The 20670-nt window shown below is 68.1% G+C and carries 25 protein-coding genes and 1 tRNA gene; 13 read left to right on the forward strand and 13 right to left on the reverse strand.

From position 1 onward, the window contains the following. Positions 1 to 190: 190 nt before the first annotated feature. The 4 genes from ACFQEV_RS15660 to ACFQEV_RS15675 all read left to right on the forward strand — a co-directional run bounded on the left by ACFQEV_RS15660 (position 191) and on the right by ACFQEV_RS15675 (position 3018). On the forward strand, positions 191 to 325 hold the full coding sequence (locus tag ACFQEV_RS15660) for a hypothetical protein (RefSeq protein WP_379698009.1): 135 nt from the start codon (positions 191 to 193) through the stop codon (positions 323 to 325). Between the two features lie 120 nt (positions 326 to 445). Continuing rightward, positions 446 to 1363, forward strand: a complete 918-nt coding sequence (locus ACFQEV_RS15665; protein WP_379698012.1) for a rhomboid family intramembrane serine protease — start codon at positions 446 to 448, stop codon at positions 1361 to 1363. Position 1364: 1 nt separating this feature from the next. Further along, on the forward strand, positions 1365 to 2129 hold the full coding sequence (locus ACFQEV_RS15670) for an endonuclease V (protein WP_379698016.1): 765 nt from the start codon (positions 1365 to 1367) through the stop codon (positions 2127 to 2129). Between the two features lie 46 nt (positions 2130 to 2175). Beyond that, complete coding sequence (locus ACFQEV_RS15675) at positions 2176 to 3018, forward strand: SDR family oxidoreductase (protein ID WP_379698019.1); 843 nt, start codon at positions 2176 to 2178, stop codon at positions 3016 to 3018. A gap of 68 nt (positions 3019 to 3086) precedes the next feature. Here ACFQEV_RS15675 and ACFQEV_RS15680 read toward each other — a convergent pair whose 3' ends face one another. Further along, positions 3087 to 4352, reverse strand: a complete 1266-nt coding sequence (locus tag ACFQEV_RS15680) for an ArsA family ATPase (RefSeq protein ID WP_379698022.1) — start codon at positions 4350 to 4352, stop codon at positions 3087 to 3089. A gap of 45 nt (positions 4353 to 4397) precedes the next feature. Further along, positions 4398 to 5534 carry a pyridoxal phosphate-dependent aminotransferase gene (locus ACFQEV_RS15685; RefSeq protein WP_379699903.1) on the reverse strand — a complete coding sequence of 379 codons (1137 nt, stop codon included), beginning with the start codon at positions 5532 to 5534 and terminating at the stop codon, positions 4398 to 4400. 85 nt (positions 5535 to 5619) lie between these two features. Here ACFQEV_RS15685 and ACFQEV_RS15690 point away from each other — a divergent pair, with 85 nt between their 5' ends. Both ACFQEV_RS15690 and ACFQEV_RS15695 read left to right on the forward strand, forming a co-directional pair. After that, positions 5620 to 6132, forward strand: coding sequence for a CinA family protein (locus ACFQEV_RS15690; protein ID WP_379698025.1), 513 nt, complete (start codon positions 5620 to 5622; stop codon positions 6130 to 6132). Between the two features lie 112 nt (positions 6133 to 6244). Further along, positions 6245 to 6775, forward strand: coding sequence for a metal-dependent hydrolase (locus ACFQEV_RS15695; RefSeq protein WP_379698028.1), 531 nt, complete (start codon positions 6245 to 6247; stop codon positions 6773 to 6775). A 1-nt stretch (position 6776) separates the two neighbouring features. On the opposite strand, the gene ACFQEV_RS15700 is transcribed toward ACFQEV_RS15695, so the two are convergent. Then, complete coding sequence (locus ACFQEV_RS15700) at positions 6777 to 7511, reverse strand: PHP-associated domain-containing protein (RefSeq protein ID WP_379699906.1); 735 nt, start codon at positions 7509 to 7511, stop codon at positions 6777 to 6779. A gap of 147 nt (positions 7512 to 7658) precedes the next feature. On the opposite strand from ACFQEV_RS15700, the gene ACFQEV_RS15705 reads away from it, so the two are divergent. After that, positions 7659 to 7961, forward strand: coding sequence for a DUF7565 family protein (locus tag ACFQEV_RS15705; RefSeq protein ID WP_092537529.1), 303 nt, complete (start codon positions 7659 to 7661; stop codon positions 7959 to 7961). Positions 7962 to 8141: 180 nt separating this feature from the next. Here ACFQEV_RS15705 and ACFQEV_RS15710 read toward each other — a convergent pair whose 3' ends face one another. The 5 genes from ACFQEV_RS15710 to ACFQEV_RS15730 form a co-directional block, all read right to left on the reverse strand. Then, positions 8142 to 8597 (reverse strand): transcription elongation factor Spt5, encoded by a 456-nt coding sequence (locus tag ACFQEV_RS15710; RefSeq protein WP_092537531.1) that lies wholly within the window; start codon positions 8595 to 8597, stop codon positions 8142 to 8144. A gap of 1 nt (position 8598) precedes the next feature. Beyond that, positions 8599 to 8772 carry a protein translocase SEC61 complex subunit gamma gene (locus tag ACFQEV_RS15715; RefSeq protein ID WP_092537533.1) on the reverse strand — a complete coding sequence of 58 codons (174 nt, stop codon included), beginning with the start codon at positions 8770 to 8772 and terminating at the stop codon, positions 8599 to 8601. 184 nt (positions 8773 to 8956) lie between these two features. Continuing rightward, positions 8957 to 10105: a cell division protein FtsZ gene (gene ftsZ, locus ACFQEV_RS15720; RefSeq protein WP_379698032.1), complete on the reverse strand. Its 1149-nt coding sequence runs from the start codon at positions 10103 to 10105 to the stop codon at positions 8957 to 8959. A 102-nt stretch (positions 10106 to 10207) separates the two neighbouring features. Continuing rightward, on the reverse strand, positions 10208 to 11527 hold the full coding sequence (locus ACFQEV_RS15725) for a D-aminoacyl-tRNA deacylase (RefSeq protein WP_379698035.1): 1320 nt from the start codon (positions 11525 to 11527) through the stop codon (positions 10208 to 10210). Positions 11528 to 11580: 53 nt separating this feature from the next. Continuing rightward, complete coding sequence (locus tag ACFQEV_RS15730; protein WP_379698038.1) at positions 11581 to 12903, reverse strand: sodium:calcium antiporter; 1323 nt, start codon at positions 12901 to 12903, stop codon at positions 11581 to 11583. 228 nt (positions 12904 to 13131) lie between these two features. On the opposite strand from ACFQEV_RS15730, the gene ACFQEV_RS15735 reads away from it, so the two are divergent. The 6 genes from ACFQEV_RS15735 (at position 13132) to ACFQEV_RS15760 (ending at position 18514) form a co-directional block, all read left to right on the forward strand. Next, on the forward strand, positions 13132 to 13935 hold the full coding sequence (locus tag ACFQEV_RS15735; protein WP_379699908.1) for a shikimate dehydrogenase: 804 nt from the start codon (positions 13132 to 13134) through the stop codon (positions 13933 to 13935). A gap of 255 nt (positions 13936 to 14190) precedes the next feature. After that, positions 14191 to 14841, forward strand: a complete 651-nt coding sequence (locus ACFQEV_RS15740) for a helix-hairpin-helix domain-containing protein (RefSeq protein WP_379698041.1) — start codon at positions 14191 to 14193, stop codon at positions 14839 to 14841. A gap of 90 nt (positions 14842 to 14931) precedes the next feature. Further along, positions 14932 to 16563 (forward strand): anthranilate synthase component I family protein, encoded by a 1632-nt coding sequence (locus ACFQEV_RS15745; RefSeq protein ID WP_379698043.1) that lies wholly within the window; start codon positions 14932 to 14934, stop codon positions 16561 to 16563. Beyond that, positions 16560 to 17156 carry an anthranilate synthase component II gene (locus ACFQEV_RS15750; RefSeq protein WP_379698045.1) on the forward strand — a complete coding sequence of 199 codons (597 nt, stop codon included), beginning with the start codon at positions 16560 to 16562 and terminating at the stop codon, positions 17154 to 17156. The genes ACFQEV_RS15745 and ACFQEV_RS15750 overlap by 4 nt, the downstream gene beginning before the upstream one ends. After that, complete coding sequence (locus ACFQEV_RS15755; protein ID WP_379698048.1) at positions 17149 to 18057, forward strand: aminotransferase class IV; 909 nt, start codon at positions 17149 to 17151, stop codon at positions 18055 to 18057. Before ACFQEV_RS15750 ends, ACFQEV_RS15755 begins: the two co-directional genes overlap by 8 nt. Before the next feature lie 46 nt (positions 18058 to 18103). Continuing rightward, a complete protein-coding gene (locus tag ACFQEV_RS15760; RefSeq protein ID WP_379698051.1) occupies positions 18104 to 18514 on the forward strand; it encodes a Rieske (2Fe-2S) protein in 411 nt (136 codons plus the stop codon). Between the two features lie 28 nt (positions 18515 to 18542). Here the strand turns inward: ACFQEV_RS15760 and ACFQEV_RS15765 are convergent, their stop codons facing one another. The 5 genes from ACFQEV_RS15765 to ACFQEV_RS15785 form a co-directional block, all read right to left on the reverse strand. Next, positions 18543 to 18698: a hypothetical protein gene (locus tag ACFQEV_RS15765; protein WP_379698054.1), complete on the reverse strand. Its 156-nt coding sequence runs from the start codon at positions 18696 to 18698 to the stop codon at positions 18543 to 18545. Positions 18699 to 18713: 15 nt separating this feature from the next. Beyond that, entirely contained in the window at positions 18714 to 18875 is a 162-nt protein-coding gene (locus ACFQEV_RS15770; RefSeq protein ID WP_379698056.1) for a hypothetical protein, read from the reverse strand. Between the two features lie 231 nt (positions 18876 to 19106). Next, a tRNA-Met gene (locus ACFQEV_RS15775) sits at positions 19107 to 19181 on the reverse strand. A gap of 70 nt (positions 19182 to 19251) precedes the next feature. After that, positions 19252 to 19701 carry a GtrA family protein gene (locus ACFQEV_RS15780; protein WP_379698058.1) on the reverse strand — a complete coding sequence of 150 codons (450 nt, stop codon included), beginning with the start codon at positions 19699 to 19701 and terminating at the stop codon, positions 19252 to 19254. Positions 19702 to 19703: 2 nt separating this feature from the next. Then, entirely contained in the window at positions 19704 to 20510 is an 807-nt protein-coding gene (locus ACFQEV_RS15785) for a glycosyltransferase (protein ID WP_379698060.1), read from the reverse strand. Between the last annotated feature and the right edge of the window lie 160 nt (positions 20511 to 20670).

Genomic DNA, 20670 nt, shown 5'->3' on the forward strand with positions numbered 1-20670 from the left:
CGGGAAACCGAGTGCCCTCGGTGACGACGAACGCCGAGAGCGTCGCGTGTCGCGGCCTCCGGCGCCCGCCCCCTCCGCTAATCGCTTGACCGCGAGAGGGCCGATTCCCGCCGGTAATCTCCGCCGCCGGGGAGCATGTGTTATGCTTATGAGTAATCTTTTCCGCGCGAGGCCGCTAGTTCGAACCGAGATGAGCGTCGATAGCGCGTACCCCGGCATAGACCACGTAACGGTCGTTCCGACGAACTACCACCCGGAGGAGTCCGAGGGCGGCGACGGAGACGCCGAGGGAAGCGACGAGTCGGCGACGGCGGAGCGACGCTGACGGACCGGCGGTGACGCGCGGTTCGCGTTCTCGCTCGACTGCGGGCGTCCTTCGACGGTAGAGTATCGTCTTCGCGCGCGAGGGGAACCCCTTTTATCGCGCCGGGATTAACCCTCGGTAATGGCAACCTGCGACGAGTGCGGGAAGCACGAGAACCTCCCGTACCAGTGCCGACGGTGCGGGAACACGTTCTGTGCGGAGCACCGCCTCCCGGAGAACCACGATTGTCCGGGGTTGTCGGAGTGGAACGACCCATCCGGGGTGTTGGACAGCGGTTTCGACGACTCGGTGGCCGACGAAGGGAGCCGAAGGTCCGGCGTCCTCAGCCGTCTCACCGGGACCGGCGGTCCGCTCGGCTACTTCCGCGGCAACATGGCGTACACCTTCCTCGGCCTCATGTGGGTGACGTTCGCCCTGGAGTTCGTCGTGCTGTTTACGCTCGGCGGGGAGACGTTTCAGTCGCTGTTCATGCTCACTTCCGAGAATCCGCTGTACGTCTGGACGTGGGTCACATCCGTCTTCGCGCACAGCCCCAACTCCTTCTTCCACATCGTCGGCAACAGCATTGTCCTCTACTTCTTCGGCCCGTTGGTCGAACGGTACGTCGGGTCGAAGAAGTTCGCCGCTCTGTTCCTCGTAAGCGGGGTGATAGCCGGACTCGCCCACGTCGGGTCGAGCATGCTCCTGACCCCAGCCGTTCCCACCGCCGTCCTCGGCGCGTCGGGTGCGGTGTTCGCCGTCCTCGGAGTGCTGACGGTGCTGAACCCGAGCCTGAAGATTTACCTCTACTTCCTCATCCCCGTCCCGCTTTGGCTGTTCACCGCCGGGTTCGCCCTCATCTCCACGGTGTTCTTCCTCTCGCCGGGTACCGCCGGGGCGGTCGGACAGGGCAACGTCGCGCACTTCGCACACCTCGTCGGCCTCGTCATCGGTCTGGCGTACGGCCGCCGAGTGAAAGGTAGACGCCGGGTCCCCAACAGCCTCCAGTTCGGAAGCGGCGGCGGCAGGGGCCCCGGGGGGCCGGGCAGGCGCTTTTAAGATGCTCCCGACTCGTCCCGAGTTCGTCCCCGACTCGTCGCAGTCGCGCGAGGAAATGGAGTCGATGCAGCTCGACGTGGCGGACGCCGCGACGTGGGACGACGACTTCGGATTCGAGGTGGAGGCGGTCGGACTCGCCGACTGGGCGCCCGACGACGCTCCCCTCGTCGCGGGCGTGGACCAAGCGTTCCTAGACGACCGGGCGGTCAGCGTCGTCGTCGTCATGCGCGGGGGCCGCGTAATCGAACGCGCGTCCGCCGTCGTGGACCTCGAAATCCCGTACATCCCCGGGCTGCTCTCCTTCCGCGAGGGGAACCCGATTCTCGCCGCCTTCGAGGAGTTGGAGGCGACGCCGGACCTCGTCGTCTTCGACGGGAGCGGCCGCATCCACTTCCGGCAGGCCGGGTTGGCGACGCACCTCGGCGTCGTCCTCGACGTGCCGAGCATCGGCGTGGCGAAGAGCCTCCTCTGCGGGACGCCCCGCGAGGGCGTGGACGGCAGACCCGCCGGGTGGCGGACCGAGATTCTCGCCGGCGGCAGGGTGGAGAACGCCGACTCCGGGGAGGTCATCGGTCACGCCTACCAGTCGCGGCAGTACGACAACGAACCCATCGTCAACCCGTTGTACGTCAGTCCGGGCCACCGCGTCTCGGTGCCGACGGCGACCGACCTGGTGGCGCGCCTCTGCGGGAAGTACAAGCTCCCGGAACCGACGCGGCGCGCGGACTCCTACGCCGACGAGGCGAAGTCGTCCGTCGAGAGCTAGGTCTAGACCGCCTATAATTAACACACCGGGGGCCGATGACGGTGACGTGCATCCCAAGACGGTCCTCATCACCGGTTGTTCGTCCGGCATCGGCCGCGCCGCCGCCCGTCAGTTTCTCGACGAGGACTGGCGGGTTTACGCGACGGCGCGAAATCCCGCCGACATCGAGACGCTGGGGGAGGAAGGCTGCGAGATAGCCACCCTCGACGTGACCGAACAGGACGACGTGGACCGCGTGGTGGAACGAATCGTAGAGGAGGAAGGACACATCTCGGCGCTGGTGAACAACGCCGGGTTCGGCCAGTTCGGCCCCCTCGAAGACGTTCCGACCGAACAGGTCCACCGCCAGTTCGACGTGAACGTCTACGGCCCGCACCGCCTCGTCCGGGCCGTCCTCCCGCACATGCGCGAACAGGGCGACGGCACCATCATCAACGTCTCCAGCGTCGCCGGGCGCGTCTCCTTCCCCGGCGGGGGCGTCTACTCGGGGTCGAAGTTCGCCGTCGAGGCGATGACCGACGCCCTGCGGAACGAGGTGGCCGAGTACGGCATCGACGCCGTCGTCGTCGAACCCGGGCCGGTGAAGACGAACTTCTCGGACCGCGTGCAGGAGGAGGTGGCGGGCGGCGAGGACGACATCCCCGGCATCGAGCGCTCGGGGGCCTACGAGTCGTTCTACGCCCTGTTCGAGGACACCAGAGAGCTCGGCGGCGGTCCGGGGTCGATTCCGGCCGAACGCGTCGCCGACGACATCGTGGACGCCGCCTCCTCGACGCAACCAAAGGCGCGCTACCAACCTGGGACGGTGGCGCGCGTCTCGACGCTGGCGCGCTTCCTCCCGGACGCGTGGTTCGACACCACGTACCGACTCCTCCAGAAACTGGTGTGACCGCCGGCCGACCGCCCCGGGTTTCTCGTTCCCGTCTCCGTCTCGCGTCCCCGCGTCCGCCGTCGGGCCTACGCCAGGCAGGCGGCGACGACGCGGAGGGCGTCCTCTCCCTGTACCTCCTCGGCGAGGAGGGGGACGCGCTTCACGTCGCGCCCGCGGAACAGGTCCGTCGCCGTCTGTAAGGCGTTCTGCTGGACCTGCCAGCGACGCTGGCAGAACTCGCAGTGCTCTAAGTCCGGCGTGACGACCCACTTCGGGTCCACCGACGCGTCCGTCACGTCCGCGAGGTTCTCCATGACGCGGTTGACGACGAGCGTCTGCACCGGAATCTCGTAGCCGTCGAGTCGTTCGACGAGTCGCTTCGACTCCACGACGCTCATCTCCTCGGGAATCATCACCACCCGGAAGTCCGTCTTCGAGGGGTCCCGGAGGACGCGGCGGAGTCGTTCGATTCGCTCGCGAAGTTCGTCCAAATCGCCCATCCCCGAGTCGTTCGTCCCCCCGCCGAACAGACCCTTTATCTGGTCCATCATGCCGGAGAACTGCTGTTTCATCCGGGCGATGCGCCCGAGCATCGAGTCCATCACCTCGGGGAGTTCGAGCAGTCTGAGCGTGTGCCCCGTCGGGGCTGTGTCCACGACGACGCGGTCGAACCGCGGGTCGTCGAGGTACGCCAGCAGTTGCTGCATCGCCGCCGCCTCGTCCGCGCCGGGCATCGAACCGGGCGACATCCCCATCGGCCCCTCCGGACCGAGGAGTTGCTCCATCCCGCCCATGTCCATCCCGAAGGGGTTCTGCCCCGAGTCGTCGCCGAAGGGGTTCCCCCCGCCTCCGCCGGACTCCTCGAAGGGGTTCTCCTCCTCGGGGGACTCGAAGGGGTTCTCGTCCGAGTCGGGGTCGAACCCGCCGCCCGCGCCCGCGTCCGCGCCGCCCCCGGTGAACGGCCCCTTCATCGCCGCGTCGGGGTCGATTTCGGCGGCGTACAGGGGGATGTCCTCGCGTACGCGCGCGGGTTCGGCGGGCACGTCCGTCCCGAGGGTGTCCGAGAGCGAGTGCGCGGGGTCCGTCGAGACGACGAGCGTCGAGGTGCCGTCGGCGGCGGAGGCGAGGGCCGTCGCCGCGGCCATCGTCGTCTTCCCGACGCCGCCCTTCCCGCCGTAGAGGACGTAGTCGGGGGCGTCCACGCCCGACGGGAGATTCGTCTCGTCGGTTCGCGTCTCGGTGTCGACGGGGACGCCGGCGCCCCCGCCGTCGTCCGGCGCGTCGTCGCTCGACTCGTCCGCCTCAGCGTCGTCTTCGACGCGTTCGACGGGTTCGACGTCGATGTCGGCCATGGAGGGAGGGACGCGGCGCGGACTTGTGTACCCGTCGGTCTCGGGTTACTCGCCCGACGCCGAGAAGTAGTCCGCCAGACGGGCGGCGGCGTCGTCGGCCCGCGGCGTGCAGAGGGCGAACCGAATCCAGTCGTCGTACGCCTCGCCGAACGCCTCGCCGGGCATCCCCGCGACGCCCGCCTCGTCTATCAGTTTCTTCACGTTCTCCAGCGTTCCGGGGAAGTCCTCGAACCGCGCGAGCACGTAGAACCCGCCGTCGGGGTCGGTGTAGGACGCGCCCGCGGCGTCGAGGGCGTCGGTGAAGGCGTCGATTCGGTCGCGGAGTCTGTCGCGCGACGCCTCGTAGTACTCCGGCGGCGTCTCCTCCAACGCCCGGAGGACCGCCGCCTGCGCCGGTCTGCTGGTGGCGACGTTCACGAGCATGTGGCGCGTCTTCGCCGCCTCCACCAGCGATTCGGGGAACACGGCGTACCCGACGCGGAAGCCCGTTATCGCCATCGTCTTCGAGTATGCCGACGTGACGACGACGCGGTCGGAGTCGAAGGTGAGTGCGCTCTCGAACCGCCGGGAGAAGTCGAAGTGGTCGTACACCTCGTCCACGAGGAGGAGGGCGTCGTTCTCCTCGGCGAGGGCGACGAGTTCGGCCACCGACTCGCGGTCGTACACCGCGCCGGTCGGGTTGTTCGGCGTGTTGACGACGACGCAGGCGGTGTCCTCGGAGATGGCGGCCCGCATCGCGTCGAGGTCCAACGACCCGTCGGTGGCGACGGGCACCTTCGTCGCCTCCGCGCCGAGCATCTGCGCCTTCCCCGGGTAGTACGGGTACACCGGGTCGGTCAGCACCATCTCCTCGCCCGCGTCCCGTTCCATCGCGCGCGCCATCGCGAGGTAGTTCGCCTCGCCCGCGCCGTTCGTCACGACGACGCGGTCGGAATTGACGTTCCGGCGGGCGGCTATCTCCTCGCGGAGTCGCCGGAGACCCTCGCTCGGCGGGTACTGGAAGTCGGCGGGTTCGCCGTCGGCGTACTCGCGCAGACCCTCGCGGACGGCGGCGGGCGGATCCCAGTCCGGACTTCCCGACACCATGTCCACCACGTCCCTGTCGGCGCGGTGGGCGTACTGCATCACGAGATAGAACAGGGGCGAGTCGTAGGCGTCGCCTGCGCCCTCCTCGGAGTTCATGTCGTGCGACGGGTGGCCGCCGAGGGTGGTGGTTCTTTCGCTCCGCAACGGGGAACTTTTGCCCGCCGCCCCCGTCGTCTCTCGCATGCGCGAGTTCGCCTCCGACCCGCCGGTCGAGGAACGCGTCGGCGACGCCCTCCGCGAGGCGGGGGAGACCCTCGCCGTCGCCGAGTCCTGTACCGGGGGCCTCGTCGGATCGCTTCTGACGGACGTTCCGGGCTCTTCGGACTACTTCGACCGGTCGGCCGTCACCTACTCCTACGACGCGAAGTTGACCGAACTGGCCGTCTCGCGGGAGTCGTTGGACGAACACGGGGCCGTCTCGGAACCGGTCGCCCGGCAGATGGCCGCGGGCGTCCGCGACACCGCCGGCACCGACTGGGGCGTCGCCACCACCGGCATCGCGGGACCGACCGGCGGCACGGCGGAGAAACCGGTGGGGACGGTGTACGTCGGCCTCGCGTACGCCGGCGAGTGGGGAAGCGGCGACTCCGAGACGACGGTCGAACGGCGCGTCTTCGACGGCGACAGGCGACAGGTGAAAGAGCGAATCGCCCGGACGGCGCTGGAGGCGGTCCTCGAAGCGGTCGAAGGCTGAATCCTCGCCCCGGCCCCGTCCCGGACTCCGCCCTCGTTCGCGCCCGGCGGATGACAGACACCCCCGATACGTGACAAAACGTTTGTATCACAGCATTACGGACTAGTCACCGATGAACAAAGACGGTCACGTGCTGAACGCGGCGTTGTTGGCGGTCGGTCTCGGCGTCGTCCTCAGCGTCGATCCGACGGCGGGTCCCGTCGTGGACGACTCCCCGACGGAGACGCTACTCGCGGCGGGTCGGACGGCGGTCGAACTCTCCTTACCCGTGGTTCTCGGCGCTCTGTTCCCCGACGTGGACACGGCGTTCGGGAAACACCGCAAGACGCTGCACAACCTCCCCGTGCTGGCGCTTTTCGTCGCCTTCCCCCTCGTCTTCGGCAACTTACAGTACGTCTGGGTGGGCGTGGCGACGCACTACCTGTTGGACGTGGTCGGGTCGAAGCGCGGCATCGCGCTGTTCTACCCGTTCTCGCCGACGGAGTACGACCTGCCGACGGGCGTCGCCACCTCCAGCAAGTGGGCGACGACCGTCACCGTCGTCGTGACCGCCGTCGAACTCGTCGCGTTGGCCGTCGTCCACTACTTCGTCTTCGCTCTGGACACCACGTTCGTCGAGATGATGGCGATGGTCGGCGTCTGACTCAGTACTCGCGCACGTCGTCGAACCGGCCGTCGTAGGCGATGTGACCGGGGTGGGTCGGTTCCATCCCGGACAGAAAGAGGCGGTCTATCTTCCCCCACGAGTTCTCGAAGCCGAGGTGGGCGAACTCCGCGAGTGCCCGGCCCCGGTGGACGAGGCCGGACCGGTGCACGACGCGGCGGGGCGCGCCGGAACGGAGGGCCGCCACGAGGTCGGACTCCGACCCGACGGGGCGGTCGAACTCCGTCCACGTCTCGCCGACGGTGCCCGGCATGTGCGCGTACGACGACCCGAACCCCGGGAGGTCGAGTTCGCGCGCGATTTCGCGCGCCGCGCGGTTGTGGTACGGGAGCGACTTCGTGTTGTACGTCTCCACCGCGTGAATCTCGTCGCGGTGGGCGTCGATTTCGTCGCGGTCCAGACTCACGGTCAGGAGCGTCGGGTGCGGGACGAGGACGGCCGCCTCCTGTTCCGCGAAGGCGGCGAACGCGCCCTCCATCGAGATGAAGTCGGGGACGGGGTCCGAGAGACCGATAGCGAGGAGGTGGCGGCGGCGACGCCACGACCCGGAGAACACCTCGCGGGCGGGGACGACGAGGAGTTCGTCGTCGGAGAACTCCGCCGCGCGTTCGCGGACGTCCGGCAGGCGCACGAAGTGCGGCGCGTACACCAACACGTCGATGCCGCGGGCCTTCGCGCGGGCGACGACGCGTTCGTCGAGAATCTTCACGTGCATATCGACGCGGGTCGTTTCCGAGGCGGACGCGGACGTGGACGCGGTCACGTCTCTCGATGTGCGGACGCCGGAGTTAGATATTACTATTCGCCGACCTATCGAGGGAGCCTGCGGAACGATTTAGTCCCCGGTATCCGTCTCGCGGGTATGGGCCTGTGGAAATGCGGTATCGAGGGGTGCGACGGGCGGTTCGAGGACGTGGAGTCCGCCGTCATCCACCAGACGACCGAACACGAACGGCACGAGTGCAAGGTCTGCGGCACCATCGTCCCCGAGGGGTACTTCGCCATCCGACACACGTTCGAGGAACACTCGCGCGCGGAGTTCGTCCGGGCGTACGACGCCGACTCTTCGGCGGTACGAGAGCGCGAGGACGTCAAAGCCGCGGTCGAGGAGGAGGCGGACCTCGAACGCGTCGTCTCGGACCTCAAAGAACGCGGTGCGCTGTAACGGGCGACGGACCGCGGCGCGAACCGGGGAGAGGGAGAGCGCGGAGAACAGTCGAACGCGGCGCTATCCGGGCAGAGAGGGTCGCCGAGAGACGGAGACGGAGACGGAGCGGTGCGAACCGCGCGCGTTCCGTTCGTCGCTGTTCCCGTGAACGAAGTGAACGAGAGTCAGACGAACGCGTTAGCGTTCGTCACTGTCGAGGACGCGAATCTGGTCGCCGCGGACCGTCACCGGAATCGGGACCGTCGCCTCGTACAGTTCGACCGTCACTTGGTCCTTCGTCTCGTCGATTCGCTGCACGCGGGCCTTCTCGCCCTTGAACGGGCCGGCGATGAGTTCGACGATGTCGCCCTCCGCGATGCCCTCCACGTCCGGCGTCGGCGAGAGGAAGTGTTCGACTTCGGCCATGCTGGATTTGCCGACGTTACCGCCGCTCGAGACGAGTCCGCGTGCGTGCGGAATCTCCTCTAAGACGCGCTTTATCACCGCGTCTCCGTCCGCCTCGACCATCACGTAGCTCGTGAGCGAGTCGGGCGCGAGGACGGCGTGTATCTCCGACTCCTCGCGGTTGGCGATCATGTCCGCGACGGTCCGTTCCTGTCTCGCGGTCGTCTTTACGGCGAAGATTGGCGGCACCTCAGACACCTCCGGGGAGGAAACTCATGACCGCGAAGATGACGAATCCCATGAATCCCACGAGGAAGATGCCGGCACCGGCGATGAGACCGATTTGGGAGAACTCCTCCCAAGAGGGGGTGCTCGCCAGTTTCAACACCCGCACGTAACTGTTCAGGTCGTACTTGACGTCCATGTTATCGGGGTTTGTGCGGCGGGCTTTTTCTATCTATTGATGCGAACGGGAGCCTCGGCCGGAGAATCGTCCGATGGCCGACGCTCGACCGCCCGCGAGAACGAGAGAACGGGGTCCGACGCCCCGAACCGACCCGAGAACGGCGCGCGCGCGAGGTTCGCGCGGCGACTCCGAACGGCGGCGGTTAATCGACGTAGTCGATGTCCTGACCCGCGTTCGCCGGTTGCGGTTGGGGTTCCTCCTCTTCGTCGCTGCGACCGTAGATCTGCGGCGACTCGACGCCCGTGACGACGATCATCGTCCGCATCTGGCCCTCCAGTTCCTCGTCCACGGAGGTGCCCCAGATGATGCGCGCGTCGGGGTCGATGCGGTCGTAGATCTCCTCGACGACGCCCTCGGCCTCCTCGATGCTCATGTCCGACCCGCCAGTGACGTTGACGAGCGCGGAGTTCGCGCCGGAGATGTCCACGTCGAGAAGCGGCGAGCGAAGCGCGCTCTTGACCGAATCCTGCGCCTTCTTCTCGGTGTCGGACTCGCCGAGTCCGATCATGGCGACGCCGCCGCGTTCCATGACCGTCTTCACGTCGGCGAAGTCGAGGTTGACGAGGCCGGGTTTGGTGATGAGTTCGGTGATTCCCTTCACCGAGCGCATGAGAACTTCGTCGGAGACTTTGAACGCCTGCCGGACGGGCAGTTTGCCGACTGCGTCGAGCAGACGGTCGTTCGGGACGACGATGACCGTGTCCGCCACGTCGCGGAGGCGTTCGAGTCCGGCCTCGGCGTTCGTGCGCCGGACTTCGCCCTCCGCGGTGAACGGCGTCGTCACGATGGCGATGGTGAGCGCACCCGACTCGCGGGCCGCCTTCGCCACGACGGGCGCGGACCCCGTGCCGGTGCCGCCGCCGAGTCCGGCGGTGACGAACACCATGTCGGACCCGTCGATGGCCTCGTAGATCTCCTCTTGGGATTCGATTGCCGCTTCCTCACCCACCTGCGGAAGCGACCCCGCGCCGCGCCCCTGCGTCTTCTGTTCCCCCATCAGAATCTTCGTGTCCGCGTCGATTTCGACGAGATGCTGCACGTCGGTGTTCGCCGCGACCAGCTTCGCCCCCTTGATTCCCTCCTCGAACATCCGGTTGACCGTGTTCCCGCCCGCGCCGCCGCACCCGACCACGGTGATGTTCGTCTGTAAGTCCTGGAGGACGTCCTTCAGTTCGTCGTCGGTCATCGTTCCCGTCCGGCGAATCTCTTCACCCTCGGAAGCGCCGACGTCAGGAGTCCCATCCCCCGTCTCTTCGGCCTCGTCAATTGCTTCGTCGACGATAGAGTCCATACTATATGGCCGTTCTTACCGAATGGAGCATTATTATCTTTCCCCCTCGCGTCAGACGACTGTCGGACGACTGACGCGGCAGTTTACTGCGATATTAAGCGGTCAGACTTTGAACACGATGCGCTGTTCGGTGCGCACGTCGTCTGGCTCGACGGTTTTGCCCCCGACATCGACAGGTTGACCGGCGGACAGCTTTCCGAACGCCGGCCCCTCGGGGACGCCGAGTTCGGCGGCGGTCGAGGGGTCGAACGCCTCCCGGCGCGCGACGACGGCCCGTTCCGTCCGTTCGACGGAGTCGTACTTCTCTCGGAGGACGTCCGCGAGTGCCGCGACGAGTTCGTCGTACGCGCCTTCCTCCGGGAGTGCGGCGCGCCCCCGCGCCTTCGTCCCTCCGTCGATAGTCTCGTAGGCGACGGAACGGTCGTGAATCGCCGCGAGGGCGGACTCCGCGTCCACGCCGCCCGCCTCCGAGAGCAGTTCGTCCGGAAGCGAGACCACCTCGTACTCCGCCGCGTCCGCCTTCCCGAGGCGCAGGCCGTCTTCGACCGGCGAGAGGTCAGATTCGAGGCGGTCGAGGAAATCGAGGGGGACGCCCGTCGCCTCCCGAACCCACGACTCGTCGACGACGCGGTAGCCGAGTTCGTCGAGGACGGCTTCGAGTTCGGGGCGGTCGTCGTCCACGACGGCGTACTCGGCGTCGGACGCCTCGAAGGCGCGCCGGAGGACGTCGCGGTTCGCCTCCGGGTCGCCCATCGCGTCTAACTGCCAGTCCGCGCCGACGTGGCCGACGGCCCAGTCCGTCTCGCGGACGATGCGCGTGAAGCGCGGCGCGTAGTGGCCGCCGCCGAAGCCGACGAGCTGTCGGTCTCGGTCGGCGTCGGCGTTCGAGAGGTCGAGAACCGCCGCCGCCACGGCGCGCGCGCCCGCCGGGTCCTCCCACTCAGACTCGCCGCTTCCGAGTTCGACGAACATGGAGGGCGCGCCCGCGTCGGTCGGACCGTGGTGGGTGCACTCGATGCCGACGTCGTACTCCTCGGGGGCGTGTTCGGCGAGGGCCTTGACGACGCGCTTCTGTGCGTTCGGGCAGGCGCGGGCGAACGCGCCGGGTTCGCCGCCGTACTCGGCGGGGCCGAAGTTGCCCGTGAAGTGCGCCGTCAGGAGCGGTCCCGTCTCGCCCGCGTGCCGGGAGACGAACGCGACGAACTCGGGGTCCTCGGAGAACGCGTCGGCCACCCGGCCGAGTTCGATGTGGAGGCCGTCGAACTCCCGGAGTTCGAACTCGCCGCGGCGGTAGTACGTTCCGCCGCCCTCGCCGTCCGGGCGGGAGCCGTCGGTCCGTTCGTCCCAGTCGGCCAGTTCCAACAGGCGGTCGCCGATGTGGGCCGATGCGCTGTCGGCGCGGCTGACGACTACGGCTATCACGAGAAGAAGTCGCCGCGCCGCGATGTAAAGCGCGTCGAAGGCGGTCGGTCCGGTCAGTCCGCCTCGACGTCCGTCGGCAGGGGTTCACCGCGGATGGTCGCGGCGGTGATGCGGGTGAGCCGGCGGAAGTCGTCGAAGCGCTGCGCGACGAGTCCGACTCCGAGGATCATGTAGACGACCGAGTAGCCGACGAGCAGGTAGATGGAGTACGTCTCGGCCAGCGGTTCCGCGACGGTTTGGATGATGAAGAACTCGGCGACGACCTGCGAGACGAACAGGACGAGAAGCGCCACCGCCTCGCGGACGCTAATCTCGAAGTTCATCAGGATGGCCAGCGCGAAGAAGCTCTGCGCGGCGGTGAGCCAGATTTCGGCCGCCTGCTTGAAGTCGAACGGGAGCATGCCGTACCGGCCCAGCGCGATGCTGTAGACGACGACGAGCGTCCCGATGAGCAGCGTCCACTGGTTCAGTTTCGAGGAGATGAGGGCGTTGAACGCCGCGGTGGCTCTGGCCTTGTTCACGAGGTACGCCGTGACGATGAGTTCGGGACTCTCGCTCGCCAGCGGCGCGAACCACTGAATCATGAAGAACTCGGGGATGCCGAACTGGAGGCCGATCTCCTCTAAGCCGTGCGCGAACGGTTCGACGGCCGTGAAGATGAGAAAGCCCGAGTAGGCGAAGAGCGTCAGCACCGCGGGGATGCGCACGCCCTTCTTGCGCGCTTGGAAGTACGCGGGGACGCCGACCTGTTCTTCGTGCTCCTCCGTGTCGCCGCGGATGATGATGCCGATGTAGGCGAAGTAGAGGCCGACGAGGACGACGGTGTCGAACCAGTCGATGCCGCCGTGGAGGGGGACGAAGAAGGCGAACACCGTCGCGGCGAACAGGAAGAGGATCTCGGTGGAGATGCTCGGGTCGAGTTGCACCGCGTCGCGCAGCGTGCCCGGCTTGTCCACGACGTCGTCCTTCGAGTCGGGGAGCTGCGACGCCTTGTAGATGGAGAACAGCGCGATGCCCGACCAGCCGAGGCCGATGAGGATGCGGTTCGCGCCGGTCATGTTGGCGACCGCGAGGTTGGCCGCGTTGGGGTCGCTCGCGGCCTGCCACGCGTACAGCGCGTCGACGGCGTACTCGGGCGCGACGGCGAGCACCGCGAGCACCGCAAGCGCGAACGCCCGCGGCACGTCCTTCTCGGCGGTTTCGGCGCCCCACGCGAGGAGGAACGACGCGCCGAGGACGGCGATGCCGCTGATGGCGACTCTGGTAATCGTCGAAACGCTCTCTGCGGACCCGGTCGCCCACAGCCCGACCCACGGGAGAGTCAGGAGGACCGTCGCCGCGACGGCGACGAGCGGATGGCGAAGGCGTGAACTCATCGTAAACCGTTCAGTTCCCCGTCCGCCTATCTTTTATGCTTCCGACAGCAGACCGCGCTTCCCGCGCGAGACGCGTCGTTACCCGCCATATCGTCGGTTTCGCGCCGGGGAAGTGCCGATGTGCGAGCGACCCGCGCGGCGAAATTGTCCGCCGCCCCGTCCGCGGACCGCGGGCGAGCCGTCTCGGGGTCTTTTAAGCCGCCCCCGGTCCGAGAGGGACGCATGAGCATGCAGGTGTTCGGACTGGTGGGCAACCCCGTCGGCCACTCGCTGTCGCCGCCGATGCACGAGGCGGCGTACGAGGCCCTCGGGATGGACGCGCGGTACGTCACCTTCGAACCCGACCCCGACGGCGTGGACGCGGCGTTGGCGGGGGCGGACGCCCTCGGCATCTCGGGGCTCAACGTCACCATCCCGTTCAAGGAGGACGCGCTCTCTCACGTCGAACCGGACGAACTCGCCGAGCGAATCGGCGCGGTCAACACTGTCGATTTCGGCGGCGACGGCGCTCCGCGCGGCTACAACACCGACGCGGCGGGCGTCCGCCGCGCGTTCGAACACCACGGCGTCCGTCTCGACGGCCGCGAGGCGGTGGTCGTCGGCGCGGGCGGGGCGGGACGCGCCGCCTCGTTCGCTCTCGCCGACGCCGGCGCGTCGGTCCACGTCGCTAACCGGACCGTTGAACGGGCGGAGTCGTTGGCCGCGGACGTGTCGGGCGCGACGGCGGGCGGTCTGGACTCGCTCTCCCGCGTCGGCGACGCGGACGTCCTCGTCAACGCGACGAGCGTCGGGATGGAGTCCGACGAGACGCCCGTCCCCGCCGAACACCTCCACTCGGACCTCGCGGTGTTGGACGCCGTGTACACGCCCATCGAGACGCGACTGCTCCGCGACGCCGCCGACGCGGGCGCGACGACGGTGGACGGCGCGTGGATGCTCCTGTATCAGGGCGTGGAAGCCTTCGAACGCTGGACCGGCCGCGACGCCCCGGTGGACGCGATGAACGAAGTGCTCCGTTCGGAGTTGAAATGAACGCCTCGGTCCGCTTCGGGGTAACGATTTTTAAATAAGCGCAGGACATATTGAGATACAATGGGCATATTTGACAGGATTGTGTCGTCGTTCCGGTCGCTTCTCGGCCGCGACACGTCTTCGGACGGCGAATCTTCGGCGCGAGAGACCCGCGTATCGGTCGAGCGCGACACTCGGACGGACGCCGACGACGCTGCCGAGAGTACGTCGGCGAGCGGTCGGACCCCGTCCGGTGACGTCGCAGAACAAGGTTCTGTGGGCGGCGAGACGCAGTCTCGCGACGTTGACGAGTCCGAGACGGATGAATCGGTCGCCTCCGAGACGGACGCGACGGCGTCCACCGGGTCGGTCGTTGACGAGGAGACGACCGACGAACCGGAGGAGGCCGCCGAGCCCTCCGAAGCGGTCGAAGTCGGCGGCGACGAACGGAGCGAGCTAGACTCCGACGACGAGGCGGACGAGACGGCCGACGAGAGCGTCGCGGCGGACACCGACGCCGCCGCCTCGACCGGGTCGGTCACCGACGAGGGGACGACGGACGAACCCGCGGAGTCCGCAGAGCCCTCGGAGGCGGCGGAACCGACCGAGGCCGACTCCATCGAGGGCGAGGCCGCCGGCGCCGACATCGTCGAGGAGGCCGAACCGGAGGACGAACCGTTCGAGGGCGAGTCGTCCGAGGACGACGCGACCGGCGACGAGTCGGTCGGCGACGAGGCGGCGGACGAACCGGTCGACAACGTGAAGGGCATCGGTCCGGCCTACGCGGAGCGACTGTCCGACGCCGGCGTCACCACCGTCTCGGAACTCGCCGGCGCCGACGCCGAATCGCTCGCGGACGAGATCGGCGTCTCCGACAAGCGCATCGGTCGGTGGATAGACCGCGCGAAAGAGCGCCTCGAATCCTAATACGGTTTTTTTCGCCGTCCGAGTTATCCCGCCGAACCGCCTCCGGAGCCGTCGCGAAACCGTTTACCCCCCGCCGCCGTACTCTCCTCCATGACCGAATCGGACATCGCCGTCGCGACGCCGCGGGCGGCGTTTCGCTCGACGGCGGCGGCGGCGCCGGACGGCGCGCGCGTCCCCGTCGAAGTCCGCGTCGTCGCGTCCGACCCGTTCGCCGCGTACCGCCGGGTTCGGAGCGACGACGCCGACGGCTTCTTCTACGAGACAACCGGTGGACAGCCCGGATGGGGCGCGTTCGGCGTCGAACCCGTCGAACGACTCCGCGTCGGGTCGGAGGCGGTCACCCTCCGCGACGCCGACGCGACCCGCGGCCCAGACGCCGACGGACTCGATCCGTCGAGCAACCGCGTCCTCCGCGGTGACGCCTCGGCGACGTCGCCGTCGCTCTCCGCCCTCGACGCCCTCCTCGACTCGGAGACGCTCGTCCGCGGCGACACCGGGTGCGACGTGCCGTACCCCTGCGGCCTGTTCGGGTGGCTCTCGTACGACGTGGCCCGGGAACTCGAATCGCTGCCGGGCGGGGCGGAGGACGACAGGGGACTCCCGCGCCTGCAACTCGGCCTGTTCGACCGCGTGGCGACGTGGAGCGAACCGCGACCGGACGGGGAGTGCACGCTCCGAATCACCGCGTGTCCGCGCGTGCCCGCCGGGAGCGACCCCGACGACCTGTACGACCGCGCCATCGCCCGCGCGACGAACCTCGCGGAGGCGACGCTCTCGGGCGAGACGGCCCCGAGCGATCCGCCCGTCGAGACGGACGAAGCGCGGTTCGAGAGCGACTGCGACCGCGAGGCGTTCGCCGACCGAGTGCGGACGGTGAAGCGGTACATCCGCGAGGGCGACACCTTCCAAGCGAACGTCTCGCAGCGACTCGTCGCGCCCGCGGCGGTCCACCCCGTCGCCGCGTACGATGCGCTCCGGCGCGTCAACCCCGCGCCGTACTCCGGCCTCGTGGAGTTCCGCGGGACCGACCTCGTCGGCGCGAGCCCCGAACTCCTGTTGGACGTCGAGGGCGACAGACTCGTGACCGAACCGATAGCGGGCACGCGGCCCCGCGGGGCGACGCCCGCCGAGGACGACGAACTCGAACTCGACCTGACGGCGGACGAGAAGGAACGCGCCGAACACGCGATGCTCGTGGACCTCGAACGGAACGACCTCGGGAAAGTCTCCGAGTACGGGAGCGTCGAGGTGTCGGAGTACCGGCGCGTGGACCGCTACTCCGAGGTGATGCACCTCGTGAGCGTCGTGGAGGGCGTCCGCCGACCGGACGTGTCGATAGCGGACGCCGTCGCCGCCGTCTTCCCCGGCGGCACCATCACGGGCGCGCCGAAACCCCGGACGATGGAGATAATCGACGAGGTGGAGTCCACCCGCCGCGGACCGTACACCGGGAGCGTGGCCGCGTTCGGCTTCGACGACCGCGCGACGCTCAACATCGTCATCCGGACGCTGGTCCGCCGCGGCGAGGAGTACTTCCTCCGGGTCGGCGCGGGAATCGTCCACGACTCGGACTCCGACGCCGAGTACGACGAGACGCTGGCGAAGGGGCGGGCACTCGTCACCGCCATCGACGAGGCACTCGCCGCCGAGGGTCGCGGGATGAGCCTCGACGGGGACGCCGACGGTTCGGACGCCGCGGACGCGGCGGAGGGCCGACGATGACCCGCGTCCTCGTCGTGGACAACTACGACTCGTTCGCCTACAACCTCGTCCAGTACGTCGGCGAGTTCGCCGAGGAGGTGGTCGTCCGCCGGAACGACGCCGTCGATACCGACGGCATCCGCGCGATGGACCCCGACGGAATCGTCGTCTCGCCCGGCCCGGGAACGCCCGCAGAGGCGGGCGTCTCGATACCGATCTTCCGCGACCTGCGGTACCCGACGATGGGCGTCTGTCTCGGCCACCAAGCCCTCTGCGCCGCACTCGGCGCGCCCGTCGTCCGCGCTCCCGAGGTGGTCCACGGGAAGTCCTCGCTCGTCTCCCACGACGGGAAGGGCATCTTCCGCGGGATGGCCGACCGCTTCGAGGTGGGTCGCTACCACTCGCTGGCGGTCGAACGCGACGACTTGCCCGCCGGCCTCACTGAGACGGCGCGGACCGACGACGAACGCGAAGTCGTGATGGGCGTCCGCCGCGACGACGGGCCGCACGTCGGCGTGCAGTTCCACCCCGAGAGCATCCTCACCGCCGAGGGGAAGCGCCTCGTCGCCAACTTCGTCGCCGCCTGCGGCGACGGGGAGGACGCCGATGTCTGAGGATTCCGACCTCCTGTACCACGTGAACGGCGAGTTGGTGCCCGCCGACGAAGCCGCGGTGAGCGTCCGCGACAGGGGCTTCATGTACGGCGACGCGGCGTTCGAGACGCTCCGCGCCTACGGGGGCGACGTGTTCCGGTGGGGGACGCACGCCGACCGCCTCCGGGAGACGTGCGACGTCATCGCTCTGGACCACGGCCTCTCCGACGCGGACCTGAAAGCCCGCGTGGACGAGACGCTCCGCGGGAACGAACTCGACGACGCCTACGTCCGACTCTCCGTCACGCGGGGCGTCCAACCCGGCAAACTCACGCCCGGCGAGGCGGTGGACCCGACGATCGTCGTCCTGGTGAAACCCCTTCCTCGGGGCGGACGCGGAAGCGATCCCGCGTGGGACGGCCCCGCGTCGTTGCAGACGGTGAAGACGCGGCGCGTCCCCGACCGGTCGATCCCCGCGCGTGCGAAGACGCACAACTACCTCAACGGCATCCTCGCGCGCCTCGAACTCCGCGTCACGGATGCTGACGAGGCGGTGATGCTCGATTCCGAGGGCCGCCTCGCCGAGGGCGCGACGAGCAACCTCTTCTTCGTCCGCGAGGACGCCCTCTGCACCCCGTCGCTCGACGGCCCGGTGCTGCCGGGCGTGACGCGCGCGGAGGTTCTGGACATCGCCGCCGAGGAGGGCATCCCGGTTCGGGAGAGGGCGTTCACCCCCGACGATCTACGAAACGCCGCGGAGGCGTTCGTCACGAACACGACGTGGGAGGTGCGCCCCGTGGAGTCGGTGGACGGCATCGACGTCGGCGGCGGCCCGGTGACGATGCTCCTCTCCCGCGTGTTCGACGACCGGGTGGAACGAGAACACTACGCAGACGACGCGACGGAGCCGAACGGGCAATAAATTCGAAGACCGTCAGCTTTTGAAGACACCGACTCGGAAGGCCGGTATGGACGACTCGCGCCGAATCGTCGCCGCCGACGACGTGCCCGAGGACGGCACGCTTCTCTTCACCGTCTCGGAGGGCGGCGACCGGACGGAAGCGATTCTCACCCGCCTCGACGACGGGGCCATCGTGGCGTTCTCGAACTACTGCCCCCACTGGACGGACGTGCGACTCGACAAGGGGGCCGGTGCGCTGGTCCGAAACGGCGAACTCGTCTGCCAGAAACACGGTGCGACGTTCGAACGCGACTCGGGAGTCTGTGACTTCGGCCCCTGCGAGGGCGCGGTGTTGGAGACTATCGACGTGACCGTCGAGGACGGGTCCGTGCTGTTGACCGACGACGACTACGCGTTCGAAAATCTCGGCGCGGCGCAGGAGTACGACCGGTCGTCGGGCAACCAAATCGGGTTCTGAGCGACTCTCCCGTGGGTGTACGGCGTCTCTACCCGCTCGTTTCCGTCCCGGGGCCGACCGACGCAAAGTTGACGACGACGAACGCGACCAGCAGGACCACCGCGAGGGCGGCGAACGACAGCGACAGGGTACGTCGGCTCGCCGACGAGAGGCCGAGGCGGTCACCGACCCCTTCGGTCGCCAACAGCGCCGATAGGACCTACGAGAGACCGATAGCCGCGATCCAACCGCCCCCGAGGGCCGACACGGGGACCAGCAGAAGGCCGTAGCCGAACACCGCCGCCCCGACGAGGACGGCCAGCACGACGCCGACGGCGAATATCCCGGACGCGGTCGATTCGACCGATTCACTAGTAGTCAAGTGTAGACGTACGGCGTCTGGCAGGATAACCGTTCTACGACCGCGAGACGCGAAAATTCGGCGCTTAAAGGGGTCGTGTTCGGTAAACCATAGCGGGAGGGAGATTTCAACCTCGGTCGCTCACGTCCGTTCGCTCCCCGATTCAAATCTACTCGATGTTACTCGCACCGACAGTCACGATTCTACGCCGAGACGAGACTCGGCGTTCGGTTGGTGACTGTCGGAGAGAAGTAGCGGGAGGTAGATTTGAACTACCGATCTCCGGGTTATGAGCCCGGCGGAATCTCCTGGCTATCCCATCCCGCTACATGGTTCAAACTCCGGCTGACGGTTAAGGGTTATGTTTCGGGCGCCGTATGCTAATTTCCACCGTTCGTCACGGCCGTGAGATGCGCCACGTGAACGTGCTCTCGGCGACGTAGTTCACCAGCATCGAGGCGGCTATCGCGATCGGAATCGGGATGACCTGCCAGAAGTCGAAGCCGAACAGGACGACCGAGAGGTCGATCTGGCGAAGCGACCGGACGATGAGGAACTGGAGGGCGAGGCCGCCGCTTCTGACGAGATTCGACGTGAGGAAGCGCCGAACCGTCGGGAGCGTTCCGCCCGCGCCCTCGTCGGCGAACGTCCAGTTCTCGTTGATGACGAACATGACGACGATGGCGACTTCCGCGCCGACGAGCTTCGCGTACTCGCCGAGGACGCCGAGGAGGACGATGAGCGCCGTCGTCGTCGTCATGTCGAAGACTGCGCCCACCGCACCGACGGAGACGAACTTGCCGAAGCGAACGCCCGAGAAGAGGGCGTCTAGCGAGCGATTGCTCATCCTCAGTCGGCCTCTGTCGCCTCGACGGAGTCGGTCAGACGGTTCACGAGAGTCGGCCTGTCCGTCCGCGTCGTCTCCAACAGTTCGTGGACGCGATCCTCACTGATGATGCGGGCGCGGTGCCGCGAGAGGAGGAGGCCGCGGGCGAGGCGGAACGTCGTCTCGACCGGCGAGACGGTCGAACCCGGCCGGTCCTCCCAGCGGACCGGCACCTCGGCGACGCGGTAGTCGAGGGCGTCGGCGACGGCGATGAGTTCAATGTCCCACGCGAACCCCGGATCGTACAGGTGGTCGCGGACCTCTACCCACGCGTCCGAGGCGATGGCCTTCGCGCCGCACTGGTAGTCGTAGAGACCCACGTCGAGGAGTCGCCGCGCCAACCACGCGAACCCGTCGCCGAGGCGTCGCCGGGCGAACGTCTGGTGGGAGGCGACGTCCGCGCGCGGGTGTCGCCGCGACCCGACGGAGAGGGAGGCGTCGCCGTCCGCGACGGGGGCGACGACGTCCGCGAACGAGTCGGCCGGCGTGCTACCGTCCGCGTCGGCGAAGGCGAGGACGTCCACCTCCGACGCGAGCGATTCGAATCCGGCGGTGATTGCTGCACCCTTCCCGCGGCGGTCGGCGACGGCGTTCACGGTTACGAACTCGGGGGCGTCGCGGAGGTGGGCGAGGACCTTCGGGCGGGGGTCGTCCAGTTCGATTCGGACGAGTTCGGGGGTCAACTGGTCGTCGAGGGAACGTACGTACGAGAGGAGGCGTTCCGGGTCGGGCCGGTACGCGGGCACCACGACCCCGACGGTACGGTTCATTGGAGACCCATACCGCCTTCGGGGTAAAAAACGAACCGTTACTTCCGCCCTCTTGCAAAACGGACGGACGAGACGACACGCCGCCCCGCGAGTCCCTCGGCGGCCGTGCCATCGTCGAACGCATCATAAAGTGTATGCACCGTGGCCGCCCTCTGACCTA

This window comes from Halopelagius fulvigenes (assembly GCF_042662625.1).
Taxonomy (GTDB): Archaea; Halobacteriota; Halobacteria; order Halobacteriales; family Haloferacaceae; genus Halopelagius; species Halopelagius fulvigenes.

Excerpts from the sequence above, each read along its gene's own strand:
- ACFQEV_RS15660 (WP_379698009.1), top strand. The coding sequence starts at position 191 with ATGAGCGTCGATAGCGCGTACCCCGGCATAGACCACGTAACGGTCGTT.
- ACFQEV_RS15665 (WP_379698012.1), top strand. The coding sequence starts at position 446 with ATGGCAACCTGCGACGAGTGCGGGAAGCACGAGAACCTCCCGTACCAG.
- ACFQEV_RS15670 (WP_379698016.1), top strand. The coding sequence starts at position 1,365 with ATGCTCCCGACTCGTCCCGAGTTCGTCCCCGACTCGTCGCAGTCGCGC.
- ACFQEV_RS15680 (WP_379698022.1), bottom strand. The coding sequence starts at position 4,352 with ATGGCCGACATCGACGTCGAACCCGTCGAACGCGTCGAAGACGACGCT.
- ACFQEV_RS15685 (WP_379699903.1), bottom strand. The coding sequence starts at position 5,534 with ATGAACTCCGAGGAGGGCGCAGGCGACGCCTACGACTCGCCCCTGTTC.
- ACFQEV_RS15690 (WP_379698025.1), top strand. The coding sequence starts at position 5,620 with ATGCGCGAGTTCGCCTCCGACCCGCCGGTCGAGGAACGCGTCGGCGAC.
- ACFQEV_RS15695 (WP_379698028.1), top strand. The coding sequence starts at position 6,245 with ATGAACAAAGACGGTCACGTGCTGAACGCGGCGTTGTTGGCGGTCGGT.
- ACFQEV_RS15700 (WP_379699906.1), bottom strand. The coding sequence starts at position 7,511 with ATGCACGTGAAGATTCTCGACGAACGCGTCGTCGCCCGCGCGAAGGCC.
- ACFQEV_RS15705 (WP_092537529.1), top strand. The coding sequence starts at position 7,659 with ATGGGCCTGTGGAAATGCGGTATCGAGGGGTGCGACGGGCGGTTCGAG.
- ACFQEV_RS15715 (WP_092537533.1), bottom strand. The coding sequence starts at position 8,772 with ATGGACGTCAAGTACGACCTGAACAGTTACGTGCGGGTGTTGAAACTG.
- ftsZ (WP_379698032.1), bottom strand. The coding sequence starts at position 10,105 with ATGGACTCTATCGTCGACGAAGCAATTGACGAGGCCGAAGAGACGGGG.
- ACFQEV_RS15730 (WP_379698038.1), bottom strand. The coding sequence starts at position 12,903 with ATGAGTTCACGCCTTCGCCATCCGCTCGTCGCCGTCGCGGCGACGGTC.
- ACFQEV_RS15735 (WP_379699908.1), top strand. The coding sequence starts at position 13,132 with ATGCAGGTGTTCGGACTGGTGGGCAACCCCGTCGGCCACTCGCTGTCG.
- ACFQEV_RS15745 (WP_379698043.1), top strand. The coding sequence starts at position 14,932 with ATGACCGAATCGGACATCGCCGTCGCGACGCCGCGGGCGGCGTTTCGC.
- ACFQEV_RS15750 (WP_379698045.1), top strand. The coding sequence starts at position 16,560 with ATGACCCGCGTCCTCGTCGTGGACAACTACGACTCGTTCGCCTACAAC.
- ACFQEV_RS15755 (WP_379698048.1), top strand. The coding sequence starts at position 17,149 with ATGTCTGAGGATTCCGACCTCCTGTACCACGTGAACGGCGAGTTGGTG.
- ACFQEV_RS15760 (WP_379698051.1), top strand. The coding sequence starts at position 18,104 with ATGGACGACTCGCGCCGAATCGTCGCCGCCGACGACGTGCCCGAGGAC.
- ACFQEV_RS15780 (WP_379698058.1), bottom strand. The coding sequence starts at position 19,701 with ATGAGCAATCGCTCGCTAGACGCCCTCTTCTCGGGCGTTCGCTTCGGC.
- ACFQEV_RS15785 (WP_379698060.1), bottom strand. The coding sequence starts at position 20,510 with ATGAACCGTACCGTCGGGGTCGTGGTGCCCGCGTACCGGCCCGACCCG.